Origin of the sequence: Streptosporangium sp. NPDC020145 (assembly GCF_040631275.1) — a bacterium.
Classification (GTDB): domain Bacteria; phylum Actinomycetota; class Actinomycetes; order Streptosporangiales; family Streptosporangiaceae; genus Streptosporangium.
Genome location: NZ_JBEXZT010000002.1, coordinates 259,584 through 281,880 on the forward strand (window position 1 = coordinate 259,584; position 22,297 = coordinate 281,880).

25 protein-coding genes are annotated in these 22,297 nt (G+C 69.8%); 8 read left to right on the forward strand and 17 right to left on the reverse strand.

Annotated features, from left to right (window positions below):
* Window positions 1–39 precede the first annotated feature (39 nt).
* Entirely contained in the window at window positions 40–1,359 is a 1,320-nt protein-coding gene (locus tag ABZ463_RS03805; protein ID WP_352009966.1) for a UDP-glucose/GDP-mannose dehydrogenase family protein, read from the forward strand.
* A 47-nt stretch (window positions 1,360–1,406) separates the two neighbouring features.
* Here the strand turns inward: ABZ463_RS03805 and ABZ463_RS03810 are convergent, their stop codons facing one another.
* The 4 genes from ABZ463_RS03810 to ABZ463_RS03825 form a co-directional block, all read right to left on the reverse strand.
* Window positions 1,407–1,610 (reverse strand): DUF397 domain-containing protein, encoded by a 204-nt coding sequence (locus ABZ463_RS03810; protein WP_352009967.1) that lies wholly within the window; start codon window positions 1,608–1,610, stop codon window positions 1,407–1,409.
* Window positions 1,595–2,422: a helix-turn-helix transcriptional regulator gene (locus tag ABZ463_RS03815; protein WP_352009968.1), complete on the reverse strand. Its 828-nt coding sequence runs from the start codon at window positions 2,420–2,422 to the stop codon at window positions 1,595–1,597. The genes ABZ463_RS03810 and ABZ463_RS03815 overlap by 16 nt, the downstream gene beginning before the upstream one ends.
* 167 nt (window positions 2,423–2,589) lie before the next feature.
* Entirely contained in the window at window positions 2,590–4,086 is a 1,497-nt protein-coding gene (locus ABZ463_RS03820; protein WP_362772666.1) for an alpha/beta fold hydrolase, read from the reverse strand.
* A gap of 62 nt (window positions 4,087–4,148) precedes the next feature.
* Complete coding sequence (locus tag ABZ463_RS03825; RefSeq protein WP_352009970.1) at window positions 4,149–4,385, reverse strand: DUF397 domain-containing protein; 237 nt, start codon at window positions 4,383–4,385, stop codon at window positions 4,149–4,151.
* A 233-nt stretch (window positions 4,386–4,618) separates the two neighbouring features.
* Between ABZ463_RS03825 and ABZ463_RS03830 the strand changes: the two genes are divergently transcribed.
* The 3 genes from ABZ463_RS03830 to ABZ463_RS03840 all read left to right on the forward strand — a co-directional run bounded on the left by ABZ463_RS03830 (window position 4,619) and on the right by ABZ463_RS03840 (window position 6,847).
* Window positions 4,619–5,311 (forward strand): alpha/beta hydrolase, encoded by a 693-nt coding sequence (locus ABZ463_RS03830; protein WP_362772670.1) that lies wholly within the window; start codon window positions 4,619–4,621, stop codon window positions 5,309–5,311.
* Window positions 5,308–5,439, forward strand: coding sequence for a hypothetical protein (locus ABZ463_RS03835; protein WP_362772673.1), 132 nt, complete (start codon window positions 5,308–5,310; stop codon window positions 5,437–5,439). Before ABZ463_RS03830 ends, ABZ463_RS03835 begins: the two co-directional genes overlap by 4 nt.
* A gap of 190 nt (window positions 5,440–5,629) precedes the next feature.
* Entirely contained in the window at window positions 5,630–6,847 is a 1,218-nt protein-coding gene (locus ABZ463_RS03840) for an MFS transporter (protein WP_362772676.1), read from the forward strand.
* 61 nt (window positions 6,848–6,908) lie between these two features.
* On the opposite strand, the gene ABZ463_RS03845 is transcribed toward ABZ463_RS03840, so the two are convergent.
* The 3 genes from ABZ463_RS03845 to ABZ463_RS03855 all read right to left on the reverse strand — a co-directional run bounded on the left by ABZ463_RS03845 (window position 6,909) and on the right by ABZ463_RS03855 (window position 8,865).
* A complete protein-coding gene (locus tag ABZ463_RS03845; RefSeq protein WP_362772679.1) occupies window positions 6,909–7,151 on the reverse strand; it encodes a hypothetical protein in 243 nt (80 codons plus the stop codon).
* 81 nt (window positions 7,152–7,232) lie between these two features.
* Window positions 7,233–7,736 (reverse strand): 5-(carboxyamino)imidazole ribonucleotide mutase, encoded by a 504-nt coding sequence (gene purE / locus ABZ463_RS03850; protein ID WP_352009974.1) that lies wholly within the window; start codon window positions 7,734–7,736, stop codon window positions 7,233–7,235.
* 43 nt (window positions 7,737–7,779) lie between these two features.
* Window positions 7,780–8,865 carry a 5-(carboxyamino)imidazole ribonucleotide synthase gene (locus ABZ463_RS03855; RefSeq protein WP_362773279.1) on the reverse strand — a complete coding sequence of 362 codons (1,086 nt, stop codon included), beginning with the start codon at window positions 8,863–8,865 and terminating at the stop codon, window positions 7,780–7,782.
* 381 nt (window positions 8,866–9,246) lie between these two features.
* Here ABZ463_RS03855 and ABZ463_RS03860 point away from each other — a divergent pair, with 381 nt between their 5' ends.
* Complete coding sequence (locus ABZ463_RS03860; protein WP_352009975.1) at window positions 9,247–9,726, forward strand: GtrA family protein; 480 nt, start codon at window positions 9,247–9,249, stop codon at window positions 9,724–9,726.
* Between the two features lie 3 nt (window positions 9,727–9,729).
* Here the strand turns inward: ABZ463_RS03860 and ABZ463_RS03865 are convergent, their stop codons facing one another.
* The 10 genes from ABZ463_RS03865 to ngcE all read right to left on the reverse strand — a co-directional run bounded on the left by ABZ463_RS03865 (window position 9,730) and on the right by ngcE (window position 18,786).
* Window positions 9,730–11,007, reverse strand: coding sequence for an ATP-binding protein (locus tag ABZ463_RS03865; RefSeq protein WP_352009976.1), 1,278 nt, complete (start codon window positions 11,005–11,007; stop codon window positions 9,730–9,732).
* 3 nt (window positions 11,008–11,010) lie between these two features.
* Entirely contained in the window at window positions 11,011–11,679 is a 669-nt protein-coding gene (locus ABZ463_RS03870) for a response regulator transcription factor (protein ID WP_012888073.1), read from the reverse strand.
* Window positions 11,680–11,938: 259 nt separating this feature from the next.
* The gene (gene bfr, locus ABZ463_RS03875; protein WP_362772684.1) at window positions 11,939–12,421 is read right to left on the reverse strand and encodes a bacterioferritin; all 483 of its coding nucleotides are present in this window, start codon (window positions 12,419–12,421) and stop codon (window positions 11,939–11,941) included.
* 15 nt (window positions 12,422–12,436) lie between these two features.
* Window positions 12,437–12,616: a (2Fe-2S)-binding protein gene (locus ABZ463_RS03880; RefSeq protein WP_352009978.1), complete on the reverse strand. Its 180-nt coding sequence runs from the start codon at window positions 12,614–12,616 to the stop codon at window positions 12,437–12,439.
* Window positions 12,617–12,756: 140 nt separating this feature from the next.
* The gene (locus ABZ463_RS03885) at window positions 12,757–13,374 is read right to left on the reverse strand and encodes an MBL fold metallo-hydrolase (RefSeq protein ID WP_352009979.1); all 618 of its coding nucleotides are present in this window, start codon (window positions 13,372–13,374) and stop codon (window positions 12,757–12,759) included.
* Complete coding sequence (locus ABZ463_RS03890; protein WP_362772689.1) at window positions 13,371–14,456, reverse strand: S-(hydroxymethyl)mycothiol dehydrogenase; 1,086 nt, start codon at window positions 14,454–14,456, stop codon at window positions 13,371–13,373. The genes ABZ463_RS03885 and ABZ463_RS03890 overlap by 4 nt, the downstream gene beginning before the upstream one ends.
* A gap of 91 nt (window positions 14,457–14,547) precedes the next feature.
* Complete coding sequence (locus ABZ463_RS03895) at window positions 14,548–15,525, reverse strand: adenylate/guanylate cyclase domain-containing protein (protein WP_352009981.1); 978 nt, start codon at window positions 15,523–15,525, stop codon at window positions 14,548–14,550.
* A gap of 91 nt (window positions 15,526–15,616) precedes the next feature.
* The gene (locus ABZ463_RS03900) at window positions 15,617–16,468 is read right to left on the reverse strand and encodes a carbohydrate ABC transporter permease (protein ID WP_352009982.1); all 852 of its coding nucleotides are present in this window, start codon (window positions 16,466–16,468) and stop codon (window positions 15,617–15,619) included.
* Window positions 16,468–17,379, reverse strand: a complete 912-nt coding sequence (locus ABZ463_RS03905) for a sugar ABC transporter permease (RefSeq protein ID WP_352009983.1) — start codon at window positions 17,377–17,379, stop codon at window positions 16,468–16,470. Before ABZ463_RS03905 ends, ABZ463_RS03900 begins: the two co-directional genes overlap by 1 nt.
* A 12-nt stretch (window positions 17,380–17,391) precedes the next feature.
* Window positions 17,392–18,786: an N-acetylglucosamine/diacetylchitobiose ABC transporter substrate-binding protein gene (ngcE, locus tag ABZ463_RS03910; RefSeq protein WP_352009984.1), complete on the reverse strand. Its 1,395-nt coding sequence runs from the start codon at window positions 18,784–18,786 to the stop codon at window positions 17,392–17,394.
* Window positions 18,787–18,851: 65 nt separating this feature from the next.
* On the opposite strand from ngcE, the gene ABZ463_RS03915 reads away from it, so the two are divergent.
* Genes ABZ463_RS03915 through ABZ463_RS03925 form a run of 3 tightly spaced genes read left to right on the forward strand, consistent with a single transcriptional unit; the run spans window position 18,852 to window position 22,296 of the window.
* The gene (locus ABZ463_RS03915) at window positions 18,852–19,886 is read left to right on the forward strand and encodes a hypothetical protein (protein WP_352009985.1); all 1,035 of its coding nucleotides are present in this window, start codon (window positions 18,852–18,854) and stop codon (window positions 19,884–19,886) included.
* Entirely contained in the window at window positions 19,883–20,833 is a 951-nt protein-coding gene (locus ABZ463_RS03920) for a BadF/BadG/BcrA/BcrD ATPase family protein (protein ID WP_362772696.1), read from the forward strand. Before ABZ463_RS03915 ends, ABZ463_RS03920 begins: the two co-directional genes overlap by 4 nt.
* A complete protein-coding gene (locus ABZ463_RS03925) occupies window positions 20,830–22,296 on the forward strand; it encodes a glycoside hydrolase family 3 N-terminal domain-containing protein (protein WP_362772699.1) in 1,467 nt (488 codons plus the stop codon). Before ABZ463_RS03920 ends, ABZ463_RS03925 begins: the two co-directional genes overlap by 4 nt.
* The last annotated feature ends 1 nt before the right edge of the window (window position 22,297 follow it).

Here is a 22,297-nt window from a genome sequence, read left to right on the forward strand (position 1 = left end):
TGACGGCACAGAATCGGGCAGAAACCGAAAGGAACACCAGTGGCCTACCGCCTGACGATGGTGGGAACCGGATACCTGGGTGCGACGACGTCGGCATGCATGGCGGAGCTGGGCTTCGAAGTCCTCGGCGTCGACGTGGATGCGGAGAAGATCGCCCGCCTGCAGGCCGGGGACCTGCCTATCTACGAACCCGGCCTTCAGGAGATCCTCCGGCGCAATCTCGCCAACGGACGGCTGCGCTTCACCACCTCCTACGAGGAGGCCGCGGCCTTCGGGGATGTGCACTTCCTGTGCCTGGGCACCCCGCAGAAACCCGGAGAGTACGGCGCGGACGTCTCCCATCTGGACGCCGCGGTCGAGTCGCTGGCACCGTTCCTGGAACGTGAGTGCCTGGTGGTCGGCAAGTCGACGGTCCCGGTCGGCACCGCGCAACGCCTGTCAGAGAAGCTCGCACGGCTCGCCCCCATCGGTTCCGGCGCCGAGCTGGCCTGGAACCCGGAGTTCCTGCGCGAGGGCTTCGCCGTGAAGGACACGCTGTATCCCGACCGGATCGTGCTCGGCGTCGCCTCGGAGAAGGCCGAGAAGGTCATGCGCGAGGTCTACGCCGCCATGCTCGAACGCCAGACCCCCCTGGTGATCACCGACTACCCCACCGCAGAGCTGGTCAAGGTCGCCGCCAACGCCTTCCTCGCGACCAAGATCTCCTTCGTCAACGCGATGGCCGAGGTCTGCGAGGCCGCCCACGCCGACGTCAAGCAGCTGTCGCTGGCGCTGTCCTTCGACGACCGCATCGGCGGCAAGTTCCTCAACCCCGGCCTGGGCTTCGGCGGCGGCTGCCTGCCCAAGGACATCCGCGCCTTCATGGCCCGCGCCGGAGAGCTCGGCGCCGACCAGGCGCTGACCTTCCTGCGCGAGGTCGACGCGATCAACATGCGCCGCCGCGCCCGTATGGTCGACCTGGCCCGCGAGCTGACCGGCGGCTCCTTCCACGGGTGTACGGTGACCGTCCTCGGCGCCGCGTTCAAGCCGAACTCCGACGACATCCGCGACTCGCCCGCCCTCGACGTCGCCGTCACGATCAGCCGGCAGGGCGGCCAGGTCACCGTCTACGACCCGGCGGCCCAGGAGAACGCCCGCCGGGCACACCCCCAGCTCGCCTACGGCGAATCCGCCCTCGACGCCGCCCGCGACGCCCATGTCGTGCTGCTGCTGACCGAGTGGCAGGAGTTCATCGACCTCGACCCCGAGGCCCTGGGCTCCGTGGTCGCCAGGCGCAAGATCGTCGACGGCCGTAACGCCCTCGACGCCGAGGTCTGGCGCGAGGCCGGCTGGCACTACCGCGCCCTGGGGCGCCCCTGACACACGCGACGGCCCCCTGCGCGTGAGAGCGTCAGGGGGCCGGTTGATCAGACGTCGAACGAACCCTGCCTGACCTCACCGAGGAACGCCCGCCACGCCGTACGGGTGAGGATCAGCTTCGGCCCGTCGGGGTCCTTGGAGTCACGTAGCGCGAACAGCGGGCCGACCGCGGCCATCTCGACGCACTCTCCGCCGTTGTCGCTGCTCAACGACGCCTTACGCCACACGGCCCCGCTCAGGTCTGCTTCCATGTCTCCATCACCTTCGTCATGAGATCGATGCTCGCCCCCGGGGACATGGCCTCGGTGCGAAGCTCCTCGTAGCGTCTGCTGACCTCCGCCACGTCACGCGGATGATCCGTTACCCGCCCTTCGATCGCGCATTCCACATAGGCGGTGTCCGTGGTGCCCTCGATTCCGGCGATGACGAACGCCCCGCTCAGACCGGCCGTGACGCTGGCGTCCCCTGGCATCACCTGGATGGAGATGTGACGGTTCTCCATCGCCGCGATGACGGCCGCGATCTGACCGCGCATGATCTCGGGGCTGCCGACCCGCCGGTAGAGCATGCTCTCGTCCAGCACCGCCCACAACAGGGGTGGATTGGCTCCGTGCAGCAGGCTCTGCCGTTCGATCCTGGCGGCGACCAGCTCCTCGATCCGCTCCTCCGGCATCGTCCGCCTGCCTTTCAGCAGGGCGCGGGCGTAGTCGGGGGTCTGCAGCAGGCCGGGGAAGACCAGCGGCTGCCAGTTCTTGAGAACGTGCGCCCTGCGTTCGATCCCCACCCATGGACGAAACCAGACGGGATAGGCGGCCTGGCTGAGAATCGGCCAGATCCGCATGAGCGTCCCCTCGGTGTTGAGCATCCGGTCACAGCGCTCGATGAAGTCACGCGACGGATTGCGCTTGGCGGTCTCGACCATCCCGACCAGGGAGACGGAGGAGGAGATCGCCTCTGCGAGCTGCTCCTGGGTCCATCCGGCCTGGTCGCGCAGGCGGCGAAGCTCTGCTGCGAAGAACGCCAGCGGGCCTGACCCGCTGTCGAGCTCACGCGACGATGGCATCCGAACTCCTGTCTTACGTCTCACACCGGTATCGCAGCATGACCGGTCATCAGGGGACACGATCATGCCTTCAGTGACAACTGCATCACGCACGGTAATGTGACACCGTCTCGTTTGGAAGCGCATCCCCAAAACACGTCAAGATCAGCAAAGCGAAACCCCGGCGATCACCCAGAGACCTTGACCGGGGGGATGGCCGCCAGGCACGAGGTGTCCGGCGTCCGGCCGTCACGAAGAAACGCGGTCACAACGCCCACGACACACCCGCTGGGTTCGAACTCCGACACATGGCCGACGTTGGGCACGGACACGAAGACCCCCCGGGGAAACTGCGCGGCGGCCTTGCGCCCGTTGGCCTCGGCGGTGATGCCGTCCAGGTCGCCGTTGAGCACCAGCACCGGCACGTCGGGGAAGCTCCCGGTCGAGACGTACGGCCTGCCGGTGCCCTTGGCGGGCCAGCGCAGGCAGTAGTCCCCGGCGTCGGCCTGCGCCCTGGCGAATCCCAGGGGGCTGAACGCGCCGAACTCGCCGGGCCTGGCCCGTCGGACCGCGCGTTCGAAGTGGCGGCGCCGTTCGGCGAGCGAGGCCCCGACCGGCCACGGGCGGGGGTAGTCGTTGCACGAGACGGTGGCCGCGATGCCCATGTCCATGCCCTCGTAGGCCGCCAGGTCTCCCGCCATGATCTCCCCCATCAGGGCGACCAGCTCACGGTCGTCCCCCCGGGCCGCGCCGCGCAACGCCCTAGGCAGCCTGCCTACGACCGGGACCTCCGAGGGCACCGCCCCGACGGCGACGCTGGCCGAGGAGTAGACCAGCTGCGCGAACCTGTCCTCGGTGAGCGCGACCCACCTGTTCCGTCCGCCGACGGTGAGGGGCACCCGCGCGGGTACGGCCCGCAGCCTGGCGGCCACCCTGCCCAGGTCCCGTACGGCCCGCTCCCCGTCGCAGGCCCCGCTCCGCTCGCAGATCCGCCGCAGTGTCAGGGAGACGGCCTGGGCGCTCTCCCTGCCCAGCGGGTCGAGACCGATGGGGTAGGCGGCGGAGAACACCGCCGACTGGACCCGCTCCGGATGCCGCTGGGCGTAGACGGGCAGCAGGTAGGTGCCGTAGGAGAGTCCGTACAGCATGACCTTGGGGATGCCCAGGGCGGCCCTGACGGCGTCGAGGTCGTCGGCGGTCGCGGCCGAGGTGTAGCCGGCGGCGCGCGGGCCGAGGTTGTCCGCGCAGCGGCCGACCAGCCGTAACAGGCCCTCCCGTGGTTCGGTCACCACGGCACCCGCGGGAACGCCGCAGGTCAGGGGGCCCGACCGGCCCACTCCCCGGGGATCGACGAGCAGCAGGTCGTGGTCGGTGAGCAGGCCCCCGAGCAGGGCGGTGAACGTCTCGTGCTGGGCGATCGCCTGTCCTCCCGGGCCACCGGGATTGACGAGGATCGTCCCCTTGGCGGGGCCGGCCGTCTCCCGCCGGAGGATTCGTGCGTATCCGACGGTGACGGCGCCCAGGTCCGGCCTTCCCTGGACGAGGGGCCGGGGAAGCGTTCCGCACTCGACCCGGTGGCCGGGAACCTCAGGACACCAGGTGGCCTCCTGGGCGGGGGCGGACACACCGGACAGGGCGCCGGGCAGGGCGAGGGACAGGGCGAGAGCGATCGAAGTCAAGGTCACGATCGGGATTGTTGATCCTCACCCGGCCCGCCACCAGACCCAAACTTCGACCCCGGCGTCGGTCAGTTGTCGAACTCGCCGAGTTTCACGCCGCCCACGAAGGCCTCCCACTCCGAGCGGGTGAAGAAGAGCTTCGGGCCTTCGGGGTTCTTCGAGTCGCGCAGCACGTACAGCGAGCCGAGGCCCGCCTTGTGGCCGGAGTCGACCGGGTCGATCACGGCCACCTCGACGCAGTCCTCGGTGGGGTCGTCACCCGTGACCGCCCTGCGCCAGACGGCCTTGCTCAGGTCAACGTCCATCTCTCATCACCTTCGCTGTCGGGTCGGTGCCGCGCCGGGCACCTTCATACGGAGATCCAGGATGACCGGTGACGTTCTCCCCCGCGCCGGATTCCCGCACACAGTATCCGCGGCGACGACCGGCGACGGACAGGACCGTACGCGATTACCTAACGGATGACCGATTCCTCCCTTGATGGACTTCAATAACGTTCTGATCAGCGAAACAACCGAAAGATCCTGGGGAGATTGCCATGCCGTACTTCGAGACCGCCGACGGCACCCGTCTCGCCTACGAGGACTACGGCACCGGCAAGCCGATCATGTTCGTGGCCAGCTGGGCGCTGGGCGCCGACATGTGGGAGTACCAGGTGCCGTTCTTCGTCGAGCAGGGCTACCGGTGCGTCCTCCTCGACAGGCGTGGGCACGGCCGCTCCGACCGTCCCTCGGGGGGATACGACATCGACACCAGGGCCGACGACCTCGCCACCCTGGTCGAGCACCTCGACCTGCGGGAGATCACCCTGGTCGGGCACTCCGCCGGTGGCGGCGAGGTGGCGCGTTACCTGGTCAGGCACGGTGAGGAGCGGGTCTCGCGGGTCGCGTTCGTCTCGGCGGTGCTGCCGTTCCTGAAGCGGACGGACGACAACCCGCACGGCGCGCCCGAAATGCTCTGCGAGGCGGTGATCGCCCAGTTCAGGAAGGACCCCGGCCCAAGTGGTTCGCCCAGCGGGCACAGGGGTTCTACGCCACCCACCTGGGCAACGACGCCTCGCCCGCGCTGGTCGACCTCACGCTGCGGCGGTGCCTGGACACCGCGCCGTGGGCGACGATCGAGGTGTGGCGTTCGACCTTCCACGCCGACCACCGCGAGGGCCTGCGCGCGATCACCGTCCCCACGCTGGTGGTGCACGGCACGGCCGACCAGTCCGCGATCGTGGAGATGACCGGCAGGCGCACCGCGCAGCTGGTGCCGGGCTGCGTCTACAAGGAGTACCCCACCGGCGGTTACGGCCTGTTCGCCACCCACAGCGAGCAGCTGAACAACGACATCCTTGACCTGGTCAAGGGCTGACGGGGCGTTCCGCCGGACGGCCGAGGGGAAAAACGGGAGGACGGACACGGGCAGAACGTCCGTATAATCCTGGCATGATCCGACGACATTGATGAACGACCAGAGGTCGAAACGAGAGCGGATGCCGTGGGCCACCTGGCGCCTCAGAGCACCTGGAGCCCCGTCCCATCTCGTCTCGTGGAAAGACCTCATGATCGCACTTTCTCCGCGTGCGTCGGGCGCCCGTGTGAAGCGGCTGACCCGTCCCCTCTACCTCTACGCGGCCCTTGAGGACTTCGTCCTCCTCTATCCGGTCTACGCTCTGCTGTTCGCCGACCACGGCCTGTCGGTGCCCGAGATCTCCTCCTTGTTCGTCATCGGCGCCGTCTGCGGCATGCTGCTGGAGGTCCCCTCGGGCGCGTGGGCCGACGCCGTCTCCCGTCGTCTGCTGCTGTCGGTGGGGCCGCTGCTGTCCGCGGTGGGTTACGCCCTGTGGTTCCTGGTTCCGGCCTACTGGTCGTTCGCGCTCGGGTTCGTGCTCTGGAGCGCGGGTTCCTCGCTCCGCTCCGGCTCGATGGAGGCGCTCGTCTACGAGGAGCTCGACCATCTGGGTGAGGCCGGGCGCTATGCCACGGTGATGGGCAGGGTCCGTGCCATCGGGCTCGTCGCCGTCGCGGCGGCCACCGCGGCGGCGACCCCGGTGCTGAGCGTCGGCGGGTATTTCGCCCTCGGTGTGGCCAGTGTGCTGACCTGCGTGTTGTGCGCCCTGACCGGTATGGCGCTGCCCGAGCACAGGGTGGCCTCGGCGCGGCACGAGGACGCGAGCGGGTATGTGGCCGTGCTGCGGGCGGGCCTGGGCGAGGTGCGGGACAACCGGCCGGTCCGGGTCGCCCTGCTGCTCGTCGCGGTGGTGACGGCGGTCTGGGGTGGTCTTGAGGAGTACGTCCCGCTGCTCGCGGCGGCGACCGGCGTCTCCGAGGCGACCGTGCCGTTGCTCGTGCTGATCGTCTGGGGTGGCGTCGCGGTCGGCGGCCTGCTGGCCGGGGTCGCGAACAGGATGCCGGTCAGGGCCTTCGCCGCGGTGCTCGCCCTGGCCTCGCTCGTCATGGCGGCCGGGGCGCTGACGGAGCGGCCCGCCGGGCTGGTCGCGGTCGGCGCGGGCTTCTGCGTCTTCCAGCTGGCGAGCGTGATCGCCGACGCCAGGCTCCAGCGGCGGATCACCGGGCCGAGCCGGGCCACGGTGACCTCGTTCGCGGGCATCGGCATGGACGCGGGCACGGTGGTGGTCTACGGCGTCTACGCCGCTCTTTCGCCGTTCGCCGCGCATGGCGTGATCTTCGCGCTGTTCGCCGCGCCGTACCTCTGCGTCGCCGCCGCCCTCGCGTACGGCTCCGCCCCTGCCCCGCCCGCCTCGACGGGCTCCCGCTAGGCCGTCTCCCACCCGCCCGCGCCGCCCCGCGTCGTGCGTGGAGTGTCTGCCCGGTGACCGGTCACCACGCCGGCCGAAGCCCAGGGTCGCGGTGACCGGGCACGTGGCGGCCCGCCGGGTGTTCGACCAGCCCGTCGGGGGCGCGCCGCTGGAGGATCCGGCTGTTGCCCGCTTCTCCCGGCGTGGGGGCCGGGAGTGCCGCCTGCCCTGAGGTGAGGGGGCGGCGGGTGCCGGCTCCCATGCCGCCGAGGACCGCCAGGATCAGGACCGTCACCCCGAGGGTGGTCCGTATCACGTTTCTCATGATTCCTCCCTCCTCATCCCGCCGAAGGTCCTCTCCTGCCCCGAAGGGCGGGAGATATCCACACGGATGAGGAGGGAGGGATCAGCCGCCGAGGGAGGCGGCCTCGGCGCGCAGCTTGGCGCCCTTGGCGTGGGCCTGGTCCCGCAGCGACTCCTGGAAGCCCTCCATCCGGACCCGCAGCGCCTCATCCGAGGCCGCCAGAATCCGTACGGCCAGCAGCCCCGCGTTGCGCGCGCCGCCGACGGCGACGGTCGCGACCGGGACACCGGCGGGCATCTGGACGATCGAGAGCAGGGAGTCCATGCCGTCGAGATACTTCAGCGGCACCGGGACACCGATCACCGGCAGCGGGGTCACCGAGGCGAGCATGCCGGGCAGGTGGGCGGCGCCCCCGGCCCCCGCGATGATCACCTTCAGGCCGCGCCCCGCCGCCTGCTTGCCGTAGGCGATCATCTCCTCGGGCATGCGGTGCGCCGAGACCACGTCGGCCTCGAAGGGGACGTCGAACTCGGCCAGCGCCTCGGCGGCCAGCCGCATCACCGGCCAGTCGGAGTCGCTGCCCATGACGATACCGACGGCGGTCATGCTCTCTCCTCGCCTCGCGGCCCGCGGCCGCGCTTACGGACGTTCACGTGTAGCGGCCCTCGGACAGGTAGACCGCGGCGTGCTGGGCGCGCGCCCTGACCTCGTCCAGGTCGGTGCCGAGGGCGGTGACGTGGCCGATCTTGCGGCCGGGCCGTACGTCCTTGCCGTAGAAGTGGATCTTGACTCCCGGGTCGTGCGCCATGACGTGCTCGTAGCGGGAGAACAGGTCCGGGTCGTCGCCGCCCAGGAGGTTGGCCATCACCACGACGGGGGCCGCCAGCGAGGGCGAGCCGAGCGGCAGGTCGAGCACCGCGCGCAGGTGCTGCTCGAACTGGGAGGTGCGGGCGCCGTCGATGGTCCAGTGGCCGCTGTTGTGCGGGCGCATGGCCAGCTCGTTGACGACCAGCCCGGTGACGGTCTCGAACATCTCGACGGCCAGCAGCCCGGTCACGCCCAGCTCGTGGGCGATCTTCAGGGCGATCCGCTGCGCCTGCGCGGCCCGCTCGGGGTCGAGCCCCGGGGCGGGAGCGAGCACCTCGACACAGATGCCGTCGCGCTGGACGGTCTCCACGACGGGGTAGCTGACACCCTGTCCGTGCGGCGACCTGGCGACCAGGACGGCCAGCTCGCGCTCGAACGGCACGAACGTCTCGGCCATCAGCGGCACCCCGCCGGCCAGCACCTCGGCGGCCTCCTCCGCCGACCGGCAGACCCACACGCCCCGCCCGTCGTAGCCACCGCGCACCGCCTTGAGCACGACCGGCCAGCCGTGCTCGGCGGCGAACTCCGTCACGTCCTCGACGGAGGCGATCCGCCGCCACGGCGGGCAGGGAGCGCCGATCGCGGTCAGCCGCTCACGCATCACCGCCTTGTCCTGGGCGTGCACCAGCGCCTCGGCACCGGGGTGTACGGCGAAGCCGTCCTCGGTCAGCGCCCGGACGTGCTCGGTCGGCACGTGCTCGTGGTCGAAGGTGATCGCGTCGCACCCCTTGGCGAAGTCACGCAGGACCGCCAGGTCGCGGTAGTCGCCGAGCCTGGTGTCGGCGATCACCCTGGCCGCGCTCTCGTCGAGGGAGTTGGCCAGCACCCGCAGCTCGATCCCGAGGGCGATGGCCGCCTGCTGGGTCATCCGGGCCAGTTGACCTGCTCCGATGACGCCGACGACGGGACCGATGGGACTGACCGGGGAAGGGCTGCTCACGTCGGTCGAGTTTACCGGCCCTCCGCACGGGAACCGGCAGGGGCATCGGCCCCGCGCCACCGGGTACGGCGTGGGGCCGGTCATGTTTTGCCCTGAGTGCCAGGTGTGACATCCCGGGCCGGAATAACGCCATACGCCTAGATTTATCGCCATAAATCCGATATTTCTTGAAACACCGTAACTGACTGCTTGCGGAACATCTGGTCAGCCGAAACACGGGACGAGCGGGTGCGCCGGTAACCTGACAGAACAACGTCCGAGGTCCTCCCAGCGACGGCCTCAGCCATCCGAAGGGACCGTGTGGGAGACGTGCTGTTTCTGCGACGCGCCTACGAGCAGCTCGTCGGCCTGATCCACGAGCTGTCCAAGTTCGGGGTCATCGGAGCCATCGCCTTCGTCATCGACACCGGCGGGCTGAACTTCATGCAGTACGTCCTGCACCAGGGGCCGCTGACCTCCAAGGTCGCCGCCACGACCGTGGCCGCCACCTTCGCCTACCTCGGCAACCGTTACTGGACCTTCAGGCACCGCGAGCAGAGCGGCCTGGCCAGGGAGTACTTCCTGTTCTTCCTGCTCAACGGGATCGGGCTGCTGATCGGGCTGCTGTGCATCGGCTTCACCCAGTACACCCTCAAACTGACCGACCCGCTGAGCTTCAACATCTCCAATCTGGTCGGTGTCGGCCTGGGGACGCTCTTCAGGTTCTGGTCCTACAAGAAGTGGGTCTTCCTGGCCGCGACCGAGGACATCCCCAGGGAGCTCCCGAACGAGAACACCCGGGTCCTCTAGGGCTCACGCGGGGCCGCTGACCACCCGGTTTCTCGTGGTGTCGTCCACCTGGCGCAGGAACAGCGCGAAGGCCGCCGGGCGAGGACGGATGAGTTCGAGACGGCCGCCGTCCGCGGCGGCCAGCGCCCGCGCCAGGGTCAGCCCGAGTCCGGTGCCCCCACCTCCGCTGACGTTCCTTTCGAAGATCCGTCCGGCGAGTTCGTCGGAGACCCCCTGCCCCTCGTCCGCGACCTCGATCACGATCGACCTGTCCTTGTCACTGGTGGTGACCGTCACGGTGCCGCCGCCGTGTTCGAGGGAGTTCTCCAGCAGCGTGGAGATCACCTGGCTGACGCCTCCGCTGGTGCCGAGCGCCTGCAGGCCGCGCGTCCCGGACAGCTTCAGCTTGCGTCCCACCCTGCGGAAGGCCGGGCCCCACTCGATGAACTGCTGGTCGAGCACGTCGTCCAGAGTGACGGCGTCCGCCTGCGCCTGCCGCTGCCTTCTCGCCGCCGCCAGTAGTTCGTCGATCACCGCCGTGAGCCGCTCCGCCTGCACGATGGCCGCCTCGCCCTCCTCCTTGACGATTCCCGGCTCGTGCGCGGCCGCCACGATCTCCTCAAGTCGCATGGTCAGACCTGTGAGAGGGGTGCGGAGCTGGTGCGAGGCGTCGGTCGCGAACTCCCGTTCCCTGGCCAGCAGATCCGAGATCCGGGTGGCGCTGCGGTCCAGCACCTCGGCGACCCGGTCGAGCTCCTGGATGCCGTAGCGGTGTTTGCTGGGTCTCGCGTCGCCGGAGCCCAGCCGCTCGGCGATCATGGCCAGGTCGCTGAGCGGCAGTGTCAGCCGGCGTGACTGCACGACCGCGAGCCCTACCGCGACCGCGAGGGCCGCGGCGGCCAGCGCCAGGATGAGCAGGAGCCATGCCCTGACCTCCCGCTCCACCTGCGTCTTGTCCCGGCTGACCGCGACGTACACGCCGTTCTCCGACTGGGCGTCCTGGGTCATCTTGCGACTGTCGGGGGGCTCGGTCCCCACCATCGTCACCTGGGGGGGAGTCCCTTTCGCATAGACTTGGATATATCGGTCGGGGTATTTGCGCTTGAGCTGCTCCGGATCGACGGGCTGGTCCTGAATCCGGGCATACTCCACCTCCCCCAGCAGGCTTTTGGCCTGGGAGGAAAGCTCCTGGGTCGCCTCTTCCTCGATCAGCCGGTTCACCGCGACGCCCAGGGGGATGCCCAGCAGCAACACCCCGATGACGGCGACAAGCAGGGTTGAGGAGAGCAGGCGGCGGCGCATTCCCTACTCGCGTTCGAAGCGGAAGCCAACCCCTCGCACGGTCGTGATGTATCGCGGCTTGGCGGCGTCGTCCCCCAGTTTGCGGCGCAGCCATGAGATGTGCATGTCCAGGGTCTTGGTCGAGCCCCACCAGTTGGTGTCCCACACCTCGCGCATGATCTGCTCGCGGGTGACCACCTTCCCGGCGTCGCGGACCAGGACGCGCAACAGGTCGAACTCCTTGGTCGTCAGGTGGAGCTCCTTGTCCCCCATCCACGCGCGACGGGAGTCGGCGTCGATGCGCACCCCCTGGACAACGGGGGTCTCAGAGGTGCCGCGCCGCAGCAGCGCGCGAACCCTGGCCAGGAGTTCGGCGAGCCGGAACGGCTTGGTGACGTAGTCGTCGGCCCCGGCGTCGAGGCCGACCACGGTGTCGACCTCGTCGACACGGGCGGTGAGGATGAGCACGGGCGTGCCGTGCCCCTCTGCGCGTATGCGTCTTGCGACTTCCAGGCCGTCCATCTCAGGAAGGCCCAGGTCAAGAACAATCAAGTCGATGCCACCCGACAGCGCCCGTTCCAGGGCCTGCGGGCCGTCGGGACTCACCTCGACTTGGTAGCCCTCCCGACGCAGCGCGCGCGCCAGTGGCTCGGAGATCGAGGTATCGTCCTCGGCGAGAAGTACACAGGTCATGTTGCGATCGTAGGACCTTAAGGGATCGTTTCCCGGGCACAGCGCGCGGTTTGACTCGTCATTGACCTATCCATTGACCTGGGCAAACACTGATAAATCCCGGATAGTCGTCCCGCAACGGCTGGAGCCTTCGCGGTAGCGCTCCCGCATCAGAACCGCCTGGAAAGGGCAGCCCCGCCGGCCGTTCCCTCAAATGTTTCCGACAAAACAGAACACGCCCTCCGAAAGGAATTCGGCGGGCGTGTTCGGACGATCAACCTCAGGAGGCCGACGGTGGCTCGGCGTAGCGAGCCAGGTAGAGCTGCTCGCCCAGGCTGCTGATCAGCCCCAGCTCCGTCTCCAGATAGTCGATGTGGTGTTCCTCGTCCTCAAGGATCTCCTCGAAGAGGCGAGCGGAGGTGGCGTCGCCCTTTTCCCGCATGAAAATGATCGCGGGCTTCAACCGGTTGACGACCTCAAGCTCGATGTTGAGGTCGGATCTCAGCTGCTCCTCGACGGTCTGGCCGATGTGCAGCGTACCGAGCCGCTGATAGTTGGGCAGGCCTTCGAGAAAGAGGATTCGATCCGTCAGTTTCTCCGCGTGGCGCATCTCGTCGATGGACTCTTCGCGGGTGTACTTCGCGAGTCTGGTGTATCCCCAGTTCTCCTGCATCTTCGCGTGCAGGAAGTACTGGTTGATCGCGGTCAGCTCTGCCGTGAGCTGTTCGTTCAGCAACTCTATGATCTTCTTGTCGCCCTGCATGGCGGGCTCCTCGGGCTAAGCGGTCGGCAACAAGTCTTCAGACCGCTTCAGGATCGCACAGATCTTCCGCACGCAGGAGGCGCAGTCACCACCCGCACCGGTCCGGTCACGAACCTGGCGCGCGCTGCGGGCTCCCGACGCTATGCAGTCATGCACCTCGTTTTCGGTGACAGCGCGGCAGACGCAGACATACACGGCGGGAAAAGGCCTTTCTCAGGTGCACTACAAACTAGGTAAGGCATACCTAACATAACGCATTCAGTAAGGCTTTCCTATGTGATGTAGACCACACGAAGAACATTTCCCCGCCGCGCGTGTCCCGGCGCGTCAGACGATCAGTGCCCCCTCGCGATCCACTCCTGGAGATGCGGGGCCTCCGCGCCGATCGTGGTCGACTCGCCGTGGCCGGTCTCGACCACCGTCTCACCCGGCAGGGTGAGCAGCCTCTCCCCGATCGACCCGATGATCGTCTCGAAGGAGGAGAAGGACCTGCCCGTCGCCCCGGGGCCGCCGTTGAACAGCGTGTCGCCGGTGAAGACCACGCCCAGTTCGGGCGCGTGCAGGCACACCGCGCCCGGCGTGTGGCCGGGGGTGTGCAGCACGGTCAGCTCGACGCCGCCCGCGGTGATCACCTGCCCGTCCCCGAGCGGCGTGTACGGCAGGTCCGGGTAGACCATCTCCCACAGGACCTGGTCCGCCGGGTGGAGCATGATCGGCGCGCCGACCCGGGCGGCCAGGTCGGCCGCCGCGTCGATGTGGTCGTTGTGCGCGTGGGTGCAGACGATCGCCCTGACCTCCCGGTCGCCGATCCGCCCGGCGATGGCCGCCGCGTCGTGCGCGGCGTCGACCACCACGACCTCGCGCTCGGAACCGACCAGCCAGACGTTGTTGTCCACCTCCCACGTCCCGCCGTCCAGCGAGAACGTCCCCGAGGTGACGACCCGGTCGATCACAGGACCACCACCGAGCGCAGCACCTCGCCGCGGTGCATCTTGGCGAAGGCCTCCTCGACGTCGCCGAGGCCGATCGTCTCGGAGACGAAACCGTCCAGGTTCAGCCGTCCCTGAAGGTAGAGGTCGATGAGCATGGGGAAGTCACGGCTGGGCAGGCAGTCGCCGTACCAGGAGGACTTCAGCGCCCCGCCCCTGCCGAAGACGTCGAGCAGCGGCAGCTCGATCGTCATCTCCGGGGTCGGGACGCCCACGAGGACCACGGTCCCGGCCAGGTCGCGGGCGTGGAACGCCTGCACGTAGGTCTCGGGACGGCCGACCGCCTCGATCACCACGTCCGCGCCGTTGCCGCCGGTGAGCTCCTTGATCGTCTCGACCGGGTCACTCTCGCGGGAGTTGACGGTGTGGGTCGCGCCGAACTCCTTGGCCCAGGCGAGCTTGCGGTCGTCGATGTCCACCGCGATGATCTTCGTCGCGCCCGCCAGGTGGGCACCGTGCACGGCGGCGCCGCCGACCCCGCCGACGCCGATGACGGCCACGCTGTCGCCCCTGGTCACGCCGCCGGTGTTGATCGCGGCGCCGATGCCCGCCATCACACCGCAGCCGAGCAGCCCGGCGGCCGTCGCCGGGGCCGCCGGGTCGACCTTGGTGCACTGCCCGGCGGCGACCAGGGTCTTCTCGGCGAAGGCGCCGATGCCCAGGGCCGCGCTGAGCGGCGTGCCGTCCTCAAGGGTCATCGGCTGGGTGGCGTTGTGGGTGCTGAAGCAGTACCACGGACGGCCCCGGCGACAGGCGCGGCACTGCCCGCAGACCGCCCGCCAGTTCAGGATCACGTAGTCGCCGGGCGCGACGTCGCTGACGCCCTCACCGACCGCCTCGACCACCCCGGCGGCCTCGTGGCCGAGCAGGAACGGGAACTCGTCGTTGATCCCGCCCTCGCGGTAGTGCAGGTCGGTGTGGCACACCCCGCACGCCTGGACGTTCACCACCGCCTCACCCGGACCCGGGTCCGGCACGTGGACGGTCTCCAGGGAGACGGGCTCCCCCTTGCCTCGCGCGACCACGCCCTGCACGGTGTACGGCATGTCTGCACCTCGTCCTTGATCGTCTGGCATCGTGGCGGTGCCTCACCGGGCACCCCGGTGTCCATGCTTACCAGGCCGGACCGGGCTCCCGTCAGGCCCTTCTGAGCACGTACGGCTGGACCATGCCGAGCCCGCGCGCGGGACGGCGGCGCATGCGCTGGACCGTGACCCCCTCCGCCCCCTCGACGGCCTCGGCCAGCTCGCCGTCGGCGATGATCGTGCCGGGACGGGCGATGGCCGTCAGCCGCGCGGCCAGGTTGACCGTGGTCCCGAAGACGTCGCCCATCATCGGCACCACGGGGCCGTAGGCGAGCCCGACGCGTACCTCGGGGCCGTAGTCGCGGATCGCCTCGACCAGGCCGAGCGCGATCCCCGCGGCCGTCCGCGGCTCCGCGGCGGTGAACAGCACCTCGTCCCCGAGCGTCTTGACCAGCCGCCCGCCGTACGTGGCGACCACGTCGGCGGCGCGCGACTCGAACCCCTCGACCAGGTCGGCCAGGCCGTTCTCGTCCAGTTCGCGGGAGAGCTGGGTGAAGGAGACCAGGTCGGCGAAGCCGACCGCGAGGGTCAGCCGGTTCGGCACGATCTCCTCGCTGAGGTCGGTCGTGGCGAGCAGGCGGGTCCCGGCCGCGGCGAGCTGGGCCCGCCAGACGTGGACCAGCACCTGCTCGAAGTCGGGCAACAGCCTGCGGGAGGCCTCCAGGACCGCGGCGAGGTCGGCGTCGCTCGGCCGTCCCTGCCCGTCGAGCACGGCGCCGACCATGATCTCGGCCTGCCACTGCGCCAGCCTGGCGGTCGTCTGGCCGATCGCCCTGGTCATCCTGATGACGGCCCGCTCGTCCAGCGGGCCGTCCTCCAGCATCGCCCTGACCCGGCCGAGCGCGGCCACGTCGGCGTCGGTGAAGGCGACCGCGTCGTCGGCCAGCGTGGCGAAGCCGAGCGCCCGCCAGATCCGTTCGGTGAGTTCCTGCGGCAGCCGCGCCAGCTCGGCGACCTCGACCCGGGTGTAGCGGGGCGAGGTGCCGACGAACAGGCGCTCGATCTGCTCGGCCGTCGGACGTTGCGCCACGTTCCTCTTCGCCGTCCCCTCCGTCGTGCTCAGGCTTCCGCCCAGGAGGTTACGCCACCGCCCGCGCTCTCCGGGTCAGACCGGCGAGCTCCTATTTGAGCGCACCGGCCGTCATCCCCGCCTGGACCCTGCCCTGCAGGAGGGCGTAGACGATCAGGATCGGCGCCATGGCGATCGTGAGGCCCGCGAAGAGGCCCGAGCGGTCACCGGCGTAGCCCTGTTCGACCGCCAGGTTGGCCAGTCCCTGTGACAGCACGAACTTGCTGTCGTCGCTGACGAGGACGAGCGGGATGAGGTACTGGTTCCACTGGCCGATGAAGTTGAAGATCCCGACGCTGATGAGTCCCGGTTTGGCCATCGGCAGCATGACCCTGAAGAAGGTCGCGATCTCCCCGCAGCCGTCGAGTGTGGCGGCCTCGGCGATCTCCCCCGGCAGCGTGCGGAAGAAGGCCACCAGGAAGAACATGGAGAAGGGCAGCGAGTAGGCCGTGTAGACCAGGATGAGGCCGGGCAGCGAGTCGCCGAGCCCCAGGTTCTGGACCACGAAGAACAGCGGGACGAGCGCCATGAAGACCGGGAAGGTCATCCCGGCGACGAAGAAGTAGTAGAGCACTCCCTTGAGACGGAACTCGAAGCGGGCGAACACGTAGGCGGCCATGGCCGACAGCAGGAGCGTCAGCGTGACGCCGCCACCGACCACGATGACGGTGTTGCCGAAGTACGTCCCGATGGAGGCGCTGTCCCAGGCCCGGGCGAAGTTCTCCCAGCGCAGGGCCGCGGGCAGCGACCACGGGTCGGCGACGATCTCGGGATCCGACTTGAGGGAGCTGACGACGGCCCACAGCAGCGGCGCGGTCGAGATCACGGCCCACAGGACCAGGAACACCTGGGCGACGGCGATCGTGGGGCCGGACGACCTTCGCGGGCCCGTGGCGGTGGCCATCAGAACTCGATCCTCTCTCTACGGGTCGCCCGGAGCGTGAAGGCGGACAGGGCGAGGGTGACGGCGAAGAGCACGACGCCCATCGCGGAGGCGTAGCCGAAACGGCCGTAGGAGAACGCGTTCTGGTAGAGGTAGAACGAGGCGACCTGGGTCGAGTCGTTCGGCCCGCCGGCGGTCATGATCTGCACCACGGCGAAGGCGTCCAGTGCGGCGATTCCCAGATAGACCGTCGCCGTCCGGACGTTCTCCCAGATCAGCGGGATCGTGATGCGGAAGAAGATCTGGGTTCTCGACGCGCCGTCGAGCACCGCTGCCTCAAGCAGCGAGGCCGGGATGGCCTTGATGCCCGCGGTGAAGAGCACGACGTAGAAGCCGACGCCGTTCCAGACCAGTACGGCGAGCACGGCCCAGAAGGCGAGCCGTTCGTCACCGAGCCACGACGGCTGGACCTGTTCGAGGCCGACGGCGCGCAGCGCGCCGTTGAGCAGGCCGTTGATGGGGTTGTAGATGTTCGTCCACAGCACACCGATGATCGCGATCGACAGGATGTACGGGAAGAAGTAGACGACCCGGTAGAACCCGGCGCCCCACACGCCCCGGATCTCTCCGCTGCGGGGCCCGCCCGCGGCGTTGAGCATGAAGGCGAGGAACAGCGCCAGTCCTATGGTGACCACGGGCAGGGTCACCAGCAGGATCAGGTTGTTGAGCAGTGCCTTCCAGAACACCGGGTCACCGGACAGTTCGGCGAAGTTGGCCAGGCCGACGAGGTCCACCTCGGCTGACAGGCCCCGCCAGTCGGTGAGGGCGATGTAGAACGCCTGCACGTATGGCGAGGCCACGAACACCGTGTACAGGACGACGGGCGCGGCGAGGAAGCCGACGATGACACGGCTCTGGTGCCGGTTGCGCATGGGGTGCTCGTCCTAGCCGCGGGCCGCGTCGGTGAGGCGCTGAGCCTCCTTGGCGAGCTGGTCCGCCTTCACGTCACCGTTCATGAAGCGTCCCATCACCTTGGCGATGTCGCCCCACAGCCGGCTGTCACGGGTGTCGAGGGTGACGCCGAAGACGTTGTCGCCCGCCTCGGCCAGCGCGGCGTCGATCGACACGAGACCGTGCTTGGCGTCCTTGGGCAGCTTCGCCCTGCGGTTGGAGGACAGGGTGCCCGCCTGGGCGATGAAGTTCGCGGCGCTCTCGTCGGAGAGCATCGCCCGCAGGAACTCCAGGCCGCCCGCGGTGTTCTTCGCCGAGCGCGGAACGATGTACGGCTCGCCCGCCTTGGCGCACAGGGCCCCGAAGGGCCGGTCGTCGTTCGCGGTGATCGACGGGACGCGGCAGATCGACATGTCGAAGCCCGCCGGGACGCTGTCGCCCATCTCCTTCTCCAGCCAGGAGCCGCCCGGGACGAAACCGGCCTTGCCCAGCAGGAACTGCATCTGCGCGTCGGTGTGGTTCAGCCCGGAGCTTCCCTTGAGCACCCAGCCGTTGGCGGGGATCGCCTCGAAGGCCTTCAGGGCGGCGACGGCCCGCTCGTCGGTCCAGGCGTCCTTCTCAAGGTTGTTGATCTTGTCGATGACCTCCTTGCCGGCCACCTTGTAGATCATCGAGGCCAGCCACCAGAACATGTAGTACGGGAACTGGCCGGGGTAGGTCCACGGGGCGATGCCCGCGGTGGCCATCTTGTCGCACAACGTGAGGTACTCGTCCCACGTCTGGGGGTAGGTCCACCCCTTCTCCTTGAACAGCGCGGAGCTGTACCACGCGCCGTAGGCGCCGTAGGAGTAGTTCAGGACCGTGAACTGGCCGCCGTGCGTACCCACCTCGACCACACCGGGGCGCAGGGTGTCGCGCACCTTGGCCGCTGGATCGCTCCACGAGGGGGCGTCCAGCAGCGGAAGGAGGGGCAGCAGTGCCTCGTCCTTGACGAGCGCGCCGTAGTCGATGGCGTTGGAGCCGGAGTTGTTCACCACGTCCGGCGGGTTTCCGGCGACGAAGCGCGGCTGGAGGGACTGCTGGATCTGCTGGGTCGCCGTCTGGGTGATCTTGGCCTTGGGATGCTTGCCCTGGTACAGCTCGACGGGCAGCTTGATGTAGGTCTGGCCGTAGCCGCCGTCGAAGACGACGACCTCGATGGGCGCGCCCTGGGCCACCCCGAACGGGTTGCCCGCGGCCGCGGCCCCGGTCGGAGTGGCGGCCGGGGCGGCGCTCTGCCGGGTGCCGCCGGTGGCACAGCCGGCCAGCGCGCCCGCGACAGGGGAGAGGGCGAGGAGCGCCAGAACCGAGCGACGGGTCGGCTGGAGCGGAGACGGACGGTCGTTCATGAGATGTACCTCCACAGGATCCTGAGCTTTTGACGATCCTGAGTAAGGTAAGCTACCTTACTAACATGGCTACAGCAACCGGCAATCCTCAGAGCCCGCCATGGAACACCTTCGACCAGGCCTTCGACAGCCAGCCCGAGGCGCTGACGCGGCTCGCCACGACGCTGCCGGACCTGCTCCGCCGCCACACCGCGCCACAGACGCGGCGCCTGGTCGTGTTCGGGATCGGGGCGAGCCGTGCCGCGGCCCACGTGCTGACGGCGGGGCTCACCGCGCGGGGGGTCTCGTGCGAGTTGCTGACCGGGGCCGACTTCACCGCCGAGCACGTGCGGCCGGAGACGACGTACCTGGGGATCTCCCAGTCGGGGCGCAGCGTCGAGATCGTGCGGGCGCTGTCGGTGGCTCCCGCCGAGTCGCGCATGAGCGTCGTCAACCGGGTGCCCTCGCCGGTGGCCGACCTGACGCCGCGGCACCTGTGGCTGGGCGACGTCGCGGACTCCCGGGTCTCGACCGTCGGCTACACCGCCACCGCCCTGGCCCTGGCCCTGCTGGCCGAGCACCTCACCGGCGGCGTCGACGAGGAGCGTTGGCGCTCCTTCGGCGGACGGCTGGCCACGGTGACGCGGTGGCGCGGGGCCGCGAGCCGTATGGCGGCCGACCTGCTGGCCGCAGGCCACGTCGACCTGGTCTCCTCAGGGGCGGGGCTGGCCGCGGCCGAGGGGGGTTCGCTGCTGTTCCGTGAGGGCCTCACGATCCCCGCCTCCGCCTTCGACACCCGGTCCTACCTGCACGGCTTCATGGACAGCGCCAAGCCGGGCACCGTCCACCTGATCGTGAACCGCGGGTCGGAGGCACTGCTCGCCCGGCAGCTGGCCGACCACGGTTCCACCGTCCACCTCATCGGAGCCGACCCGATCGAGTACGGCGGAGGCGGCCCCCTGCACCAGATCCACCTGCCGGGGCTGTCCGACGCCGAGCTGTCCATCGCGGCGAGCGTGATCTTCCAGATGGTCGTCCAGGAGGCCTGCGCGACCACCGGCCGCCACCCCGAGGACCCGGTGTTCACCCGCCTCGACACGAAGGTCGTGACGGCCGCGTGAGCACGGTCGACCGGCCGCGTCGCGGCGTCGCGGGCCTCGACATCGGCGGCTCGTACCTGAGGGTCCGCGTCGAGGACGCGGTCACCGGCGAACAGCTCGTCACGGAGACCAGGTCGAACACGGGCTGGAACGACCTGTCGCCCGTGGAGCGGGCCCGGCTGGTCCACGGCGCGCTGCGCCGGGTCACCCCCGGGGGTTACATCCTGGCCGCGGTCGGCGTCGGGGCGCGCGGATGTGACTCCGAGGCGCTGACCAGGGAGCTTGAGGCCGCGGTCGCCGCCGAGTTCGGTCCCGGCGTGGCCGTGCGGGTCTGCAACGACGCCCTGCTTGTCGGCCTGGCCGGGGGGTGGGAGCACGCGCTCTCGGTGATCGCCGGAACCGGCGCGGTGGTCGGCGGGCTGACCGCCGACGGGGTCACGGTGCTCACCGACGGCTGGGGCTGGCTGCTCGGCGACCACGGGAGCGCGCCGCGCATCGTGGTCGACGCGCTCCGGCTCTACACCGCGGGCCTGGACCGTGAGGAGAGCGACCCGGTGTTCGGCCGGTTCGTGGCCGGGGCGCTCGGCGTCACCGAGGACCGCAGGCTCCCCGGGGCCGTGCGACGCGCCCGGGAGACCCTCGGAGATCTCGCGCCGGGCGTCTTCGAGTGCGCCGAGGCCGGTTCGCCCTGCGCCCGGCAGGCCATAACCGACAACGCCTGGCGGCTCGCGGGCAACGTCGTGACGGCGCTGCGCCTCGGTGTCCGGGCCGACGCCGTCGTCGGCGCCGGTGCGATCATGGTCAAGCAGCCCTCCTTCCGGGCCGCGTTCGCCTCCGGGCTGGTCGCCCAGGAGGTGACGCTGCCGCTGTCGGTTCTCGACACGGAGCCGGTCTTCGGGGCCGTCCGGCTCGCCAAACTGGCCCTGCGCAACGCTGCTTCATGCAACGATGAGGAACAACTGACATGACATCCCATCTGCGTCATCTCGCCCTTGGCACCGTACTGCCCGCGTTCGAGGGGACCACGGCCCCGCAGTGGCTGCTCGACCTGCTGCGGGAGGGGCTGGGCGGCGTCATCCTGTTCGGCCGCAACATCGTCTCCCCGCCCCAGGTCGCGGCGCTGGTGCGGCAGATCCTGGACGCGCGCCCCGACGCCGTCGTGGGGATCGACGAGGAGGGCGGCGACGTCACCCGGATCCACCACGACAGCGGCAGCCCCTACCCCGGCAACCGCGTGCTGAGCGAGAACGACGACCTCGACGCCACCAGGGCGGTCGGCAGGGGCATCGGCGCCGAGCTGCGCGACCTCGGCGTCAACTTCAACCTCGCGCCCATCGGCGACTACGTGACCAGCCCGACCAGCCCGATCACCACCCGCTCGTACGGCCGTACGCCGCAGGCCAACGCCGAACACGCCGCGGCCTGGATCGAGGGCCTGCAGAGCGCGGGCGTGGCGGCCTGCCTGAAGCACTATCCGGGGCTCGGCGGATCCCTGCTCGACTCGCACCTCTCGCTCGGCCGGGTCACCGCCGAACGCGCCGACTTCGAGTCGGAGCACCTGCGGACCTTCGTACGGGCCGCGGGCGCGAACGTGGCGAGCATGATGACCGCCCATGTCGTGATTGACTGTCTCGACCCCGGTGTCCCCACCACCCTGAGCGAGACTGTGATCGGCGACCTGCTCCGCGACGAGATCGGCTACGACGGCGTCGTCATCTCCGACGCGCTGGAGATGCGCGGCGTCCTCGACCACGCCTCGTCGCTGCCCGCCGCCGCGGTCGGCGCGCTGCGCGCCGGTGTCGACGCGCTGTGCCTGGGCGCCGAGCAGTACGAGGAGGCGACCCGGGCCGTCGTCGAGGCGATCGTCGCCGCGGCGGAGTCCGGCGCGCTGCCCGTCGAGCGGCTGGAGGAGGCCAACCGGCGGATCCAGGCGATGGCCCGCGCCTACCCCGGCACTCCGGACGCGCCGGGCGCGACCGACACGACGGCCGAGCGTTCCATCGCCCTTGAGGCCGCGTGGGGGGCGACCGTCCGCGAGGGTGACGTCTCGATCGCCGGGGGCGCCGTGCACGTCCTGACCTTCGACGACCGGACCTCCATCGCGGCGGGACCCGTCCCGTGGGGCATCGGGCCTGAGCTGCGCGCGGCCGGCGTCCCGTTCCACGACCTGGTCCTGAGCCCGCCGATCCACGGCCTTCCCGACCTGTCCGGTGTCGCGCCGTCCGACGTGGTGGTCGCGGTGGTCCGGGACCTGCCGCTGCACCCCCGCAGCGCGGAGGTCTTCGAGAGGCTGCGGGCCCCGCGCCTGGTCGTCGTCGACATGGGATACCCGGGGACGGAGTACCCCCACGCCACCGGCGTGATCCGAACCTTCGGCGCGTCCAGGGCGAGCTCGGCCGCCGCCGTACGCGCCCTGACCGAGACGGTGTGAC

Coding starts and splice junctions, on each gene's coding strand:
- ABZ463_RS03810 (WP_352009967.1), bottom strand. CDS start 1,610: ATGGAAGCAGACCTGAGCGGGGCCGTGTGGCGTAAGGCGTCGTTGAGC.
- ABZ463_RS03815 (WP_352009968.1), bottom strand. CDS start 2,422: ATGCCATCGTCGCGTGAGCTCGACAGCGGGTCAGGCCCGCTGGCGTTC.
- ABZ463_RS03825 (WP_352009970.1), bottom strand. CDS start 4,385: ATGGACGTTGACCTGAGCAAGGCCGTCTGGCGCAGGGCGGTCACGGGT.
- ABZ463_RS03830 (WP_362772670.1), top strand. CDS start 4,619: ATGCCGTACTTCGAGACCGCCGACGGCACCCGTCTCGCCTACGAGGAC.
- ABZ463_RS03835 (WP_362772673.1), top strand. CDS start 5,308: ATGACCGGCAGGCGCACCGCGCAGCTGGTGCCGGGCTGCGTCTACAAG.
- ABZ463_RS03840 (WP_362772676.1), top strand. CDS start 5,630: ATGATCGCACTTTCTCCGCGTGCGTCGGGCGCCCGTGTGAAGCGGCTG.
- ABZ463_RS03845 (WP_362772679.1), bottom strand. CDS start 7,151: ATGAGAAACGTGATACGGACCACCCTCGGGGTGACGGTCCTGATCCTG.
- purE (WP_352009974.1), bottom strand. CDS start 7,736: ATGACCGCCGTCGGTATCGTCATGGGCAGCGACTCCGACTGGCCGGTG.
- ABZ463_RS03855 (WP_362773279.1), bottom strand. CDS start 8,865: ATGACCCAGCAGGCGGCCATCGCCCTCGGGATCGAGCTGCGGGTGCTG.
- ABZ463_RS03865 (WP_352009976.1), bottom strand. CDS start 11,007: ATGCGCCGCCGCCTGCTCTCCTCAACCCTGCTTGTCGCCGTCATCGGG.
- ABZ463_RS03870 (WP_012888073.1), bottom strand. CDS start 11,679: ATGACCTGTGTACTTCTCGCCGAGGACGATACCTCGATCTCCGAGCCA.
- bfr (WP_362772684.1), bottom strand. CDS start 12,421: ATGCAGGGCGACAAGAAGATCATAGAGTTGCTGAACGAACAGCTCACG.
- ABZ463_RS03890 (WP_362772689.1), bottom strand. CDS start 14,456: ATGCCGTACACCGTGCAGGGCGTGGTCGCGCGAGGCAAGGGGGAGCCC.
- ABZ463_RS03900 (WP_352009982.1), bottom strand. CDS start 16,468: ATGGCCACCGCCACGGGCCCGCGAAGGTCGTCCGGCCCCACGATCGCC.
- ABZ463_RS03905 (WP_352009983.1), bottom strand. CDS start 17,379: ATGCGCAACCGGCACCAGAGCCGTGTCATCGTCGGCTTCCTCGCCGCG.
- ngcE (WP_352009984.1), bottom strand. CDS start 18,786: ATGAACGACCGTCCGTCTCCGCTCCAGCCGACCCGTCGCTCGGTTCTG.
- ABZ463_RS03915 (WP_352009985.1), top strand. CDS start 18,852: ATGGCTACAGCAACCGGCAATCCTCAGAGCCCGCCATGGAACACCTTC.
- ABZ463_RS03925 (WP_362772699.1), top strand. CDS start 20,830: ATGACATCCCATCTGCGTCATCTCGCCCTTGGCACCGTACTGCCCGCG.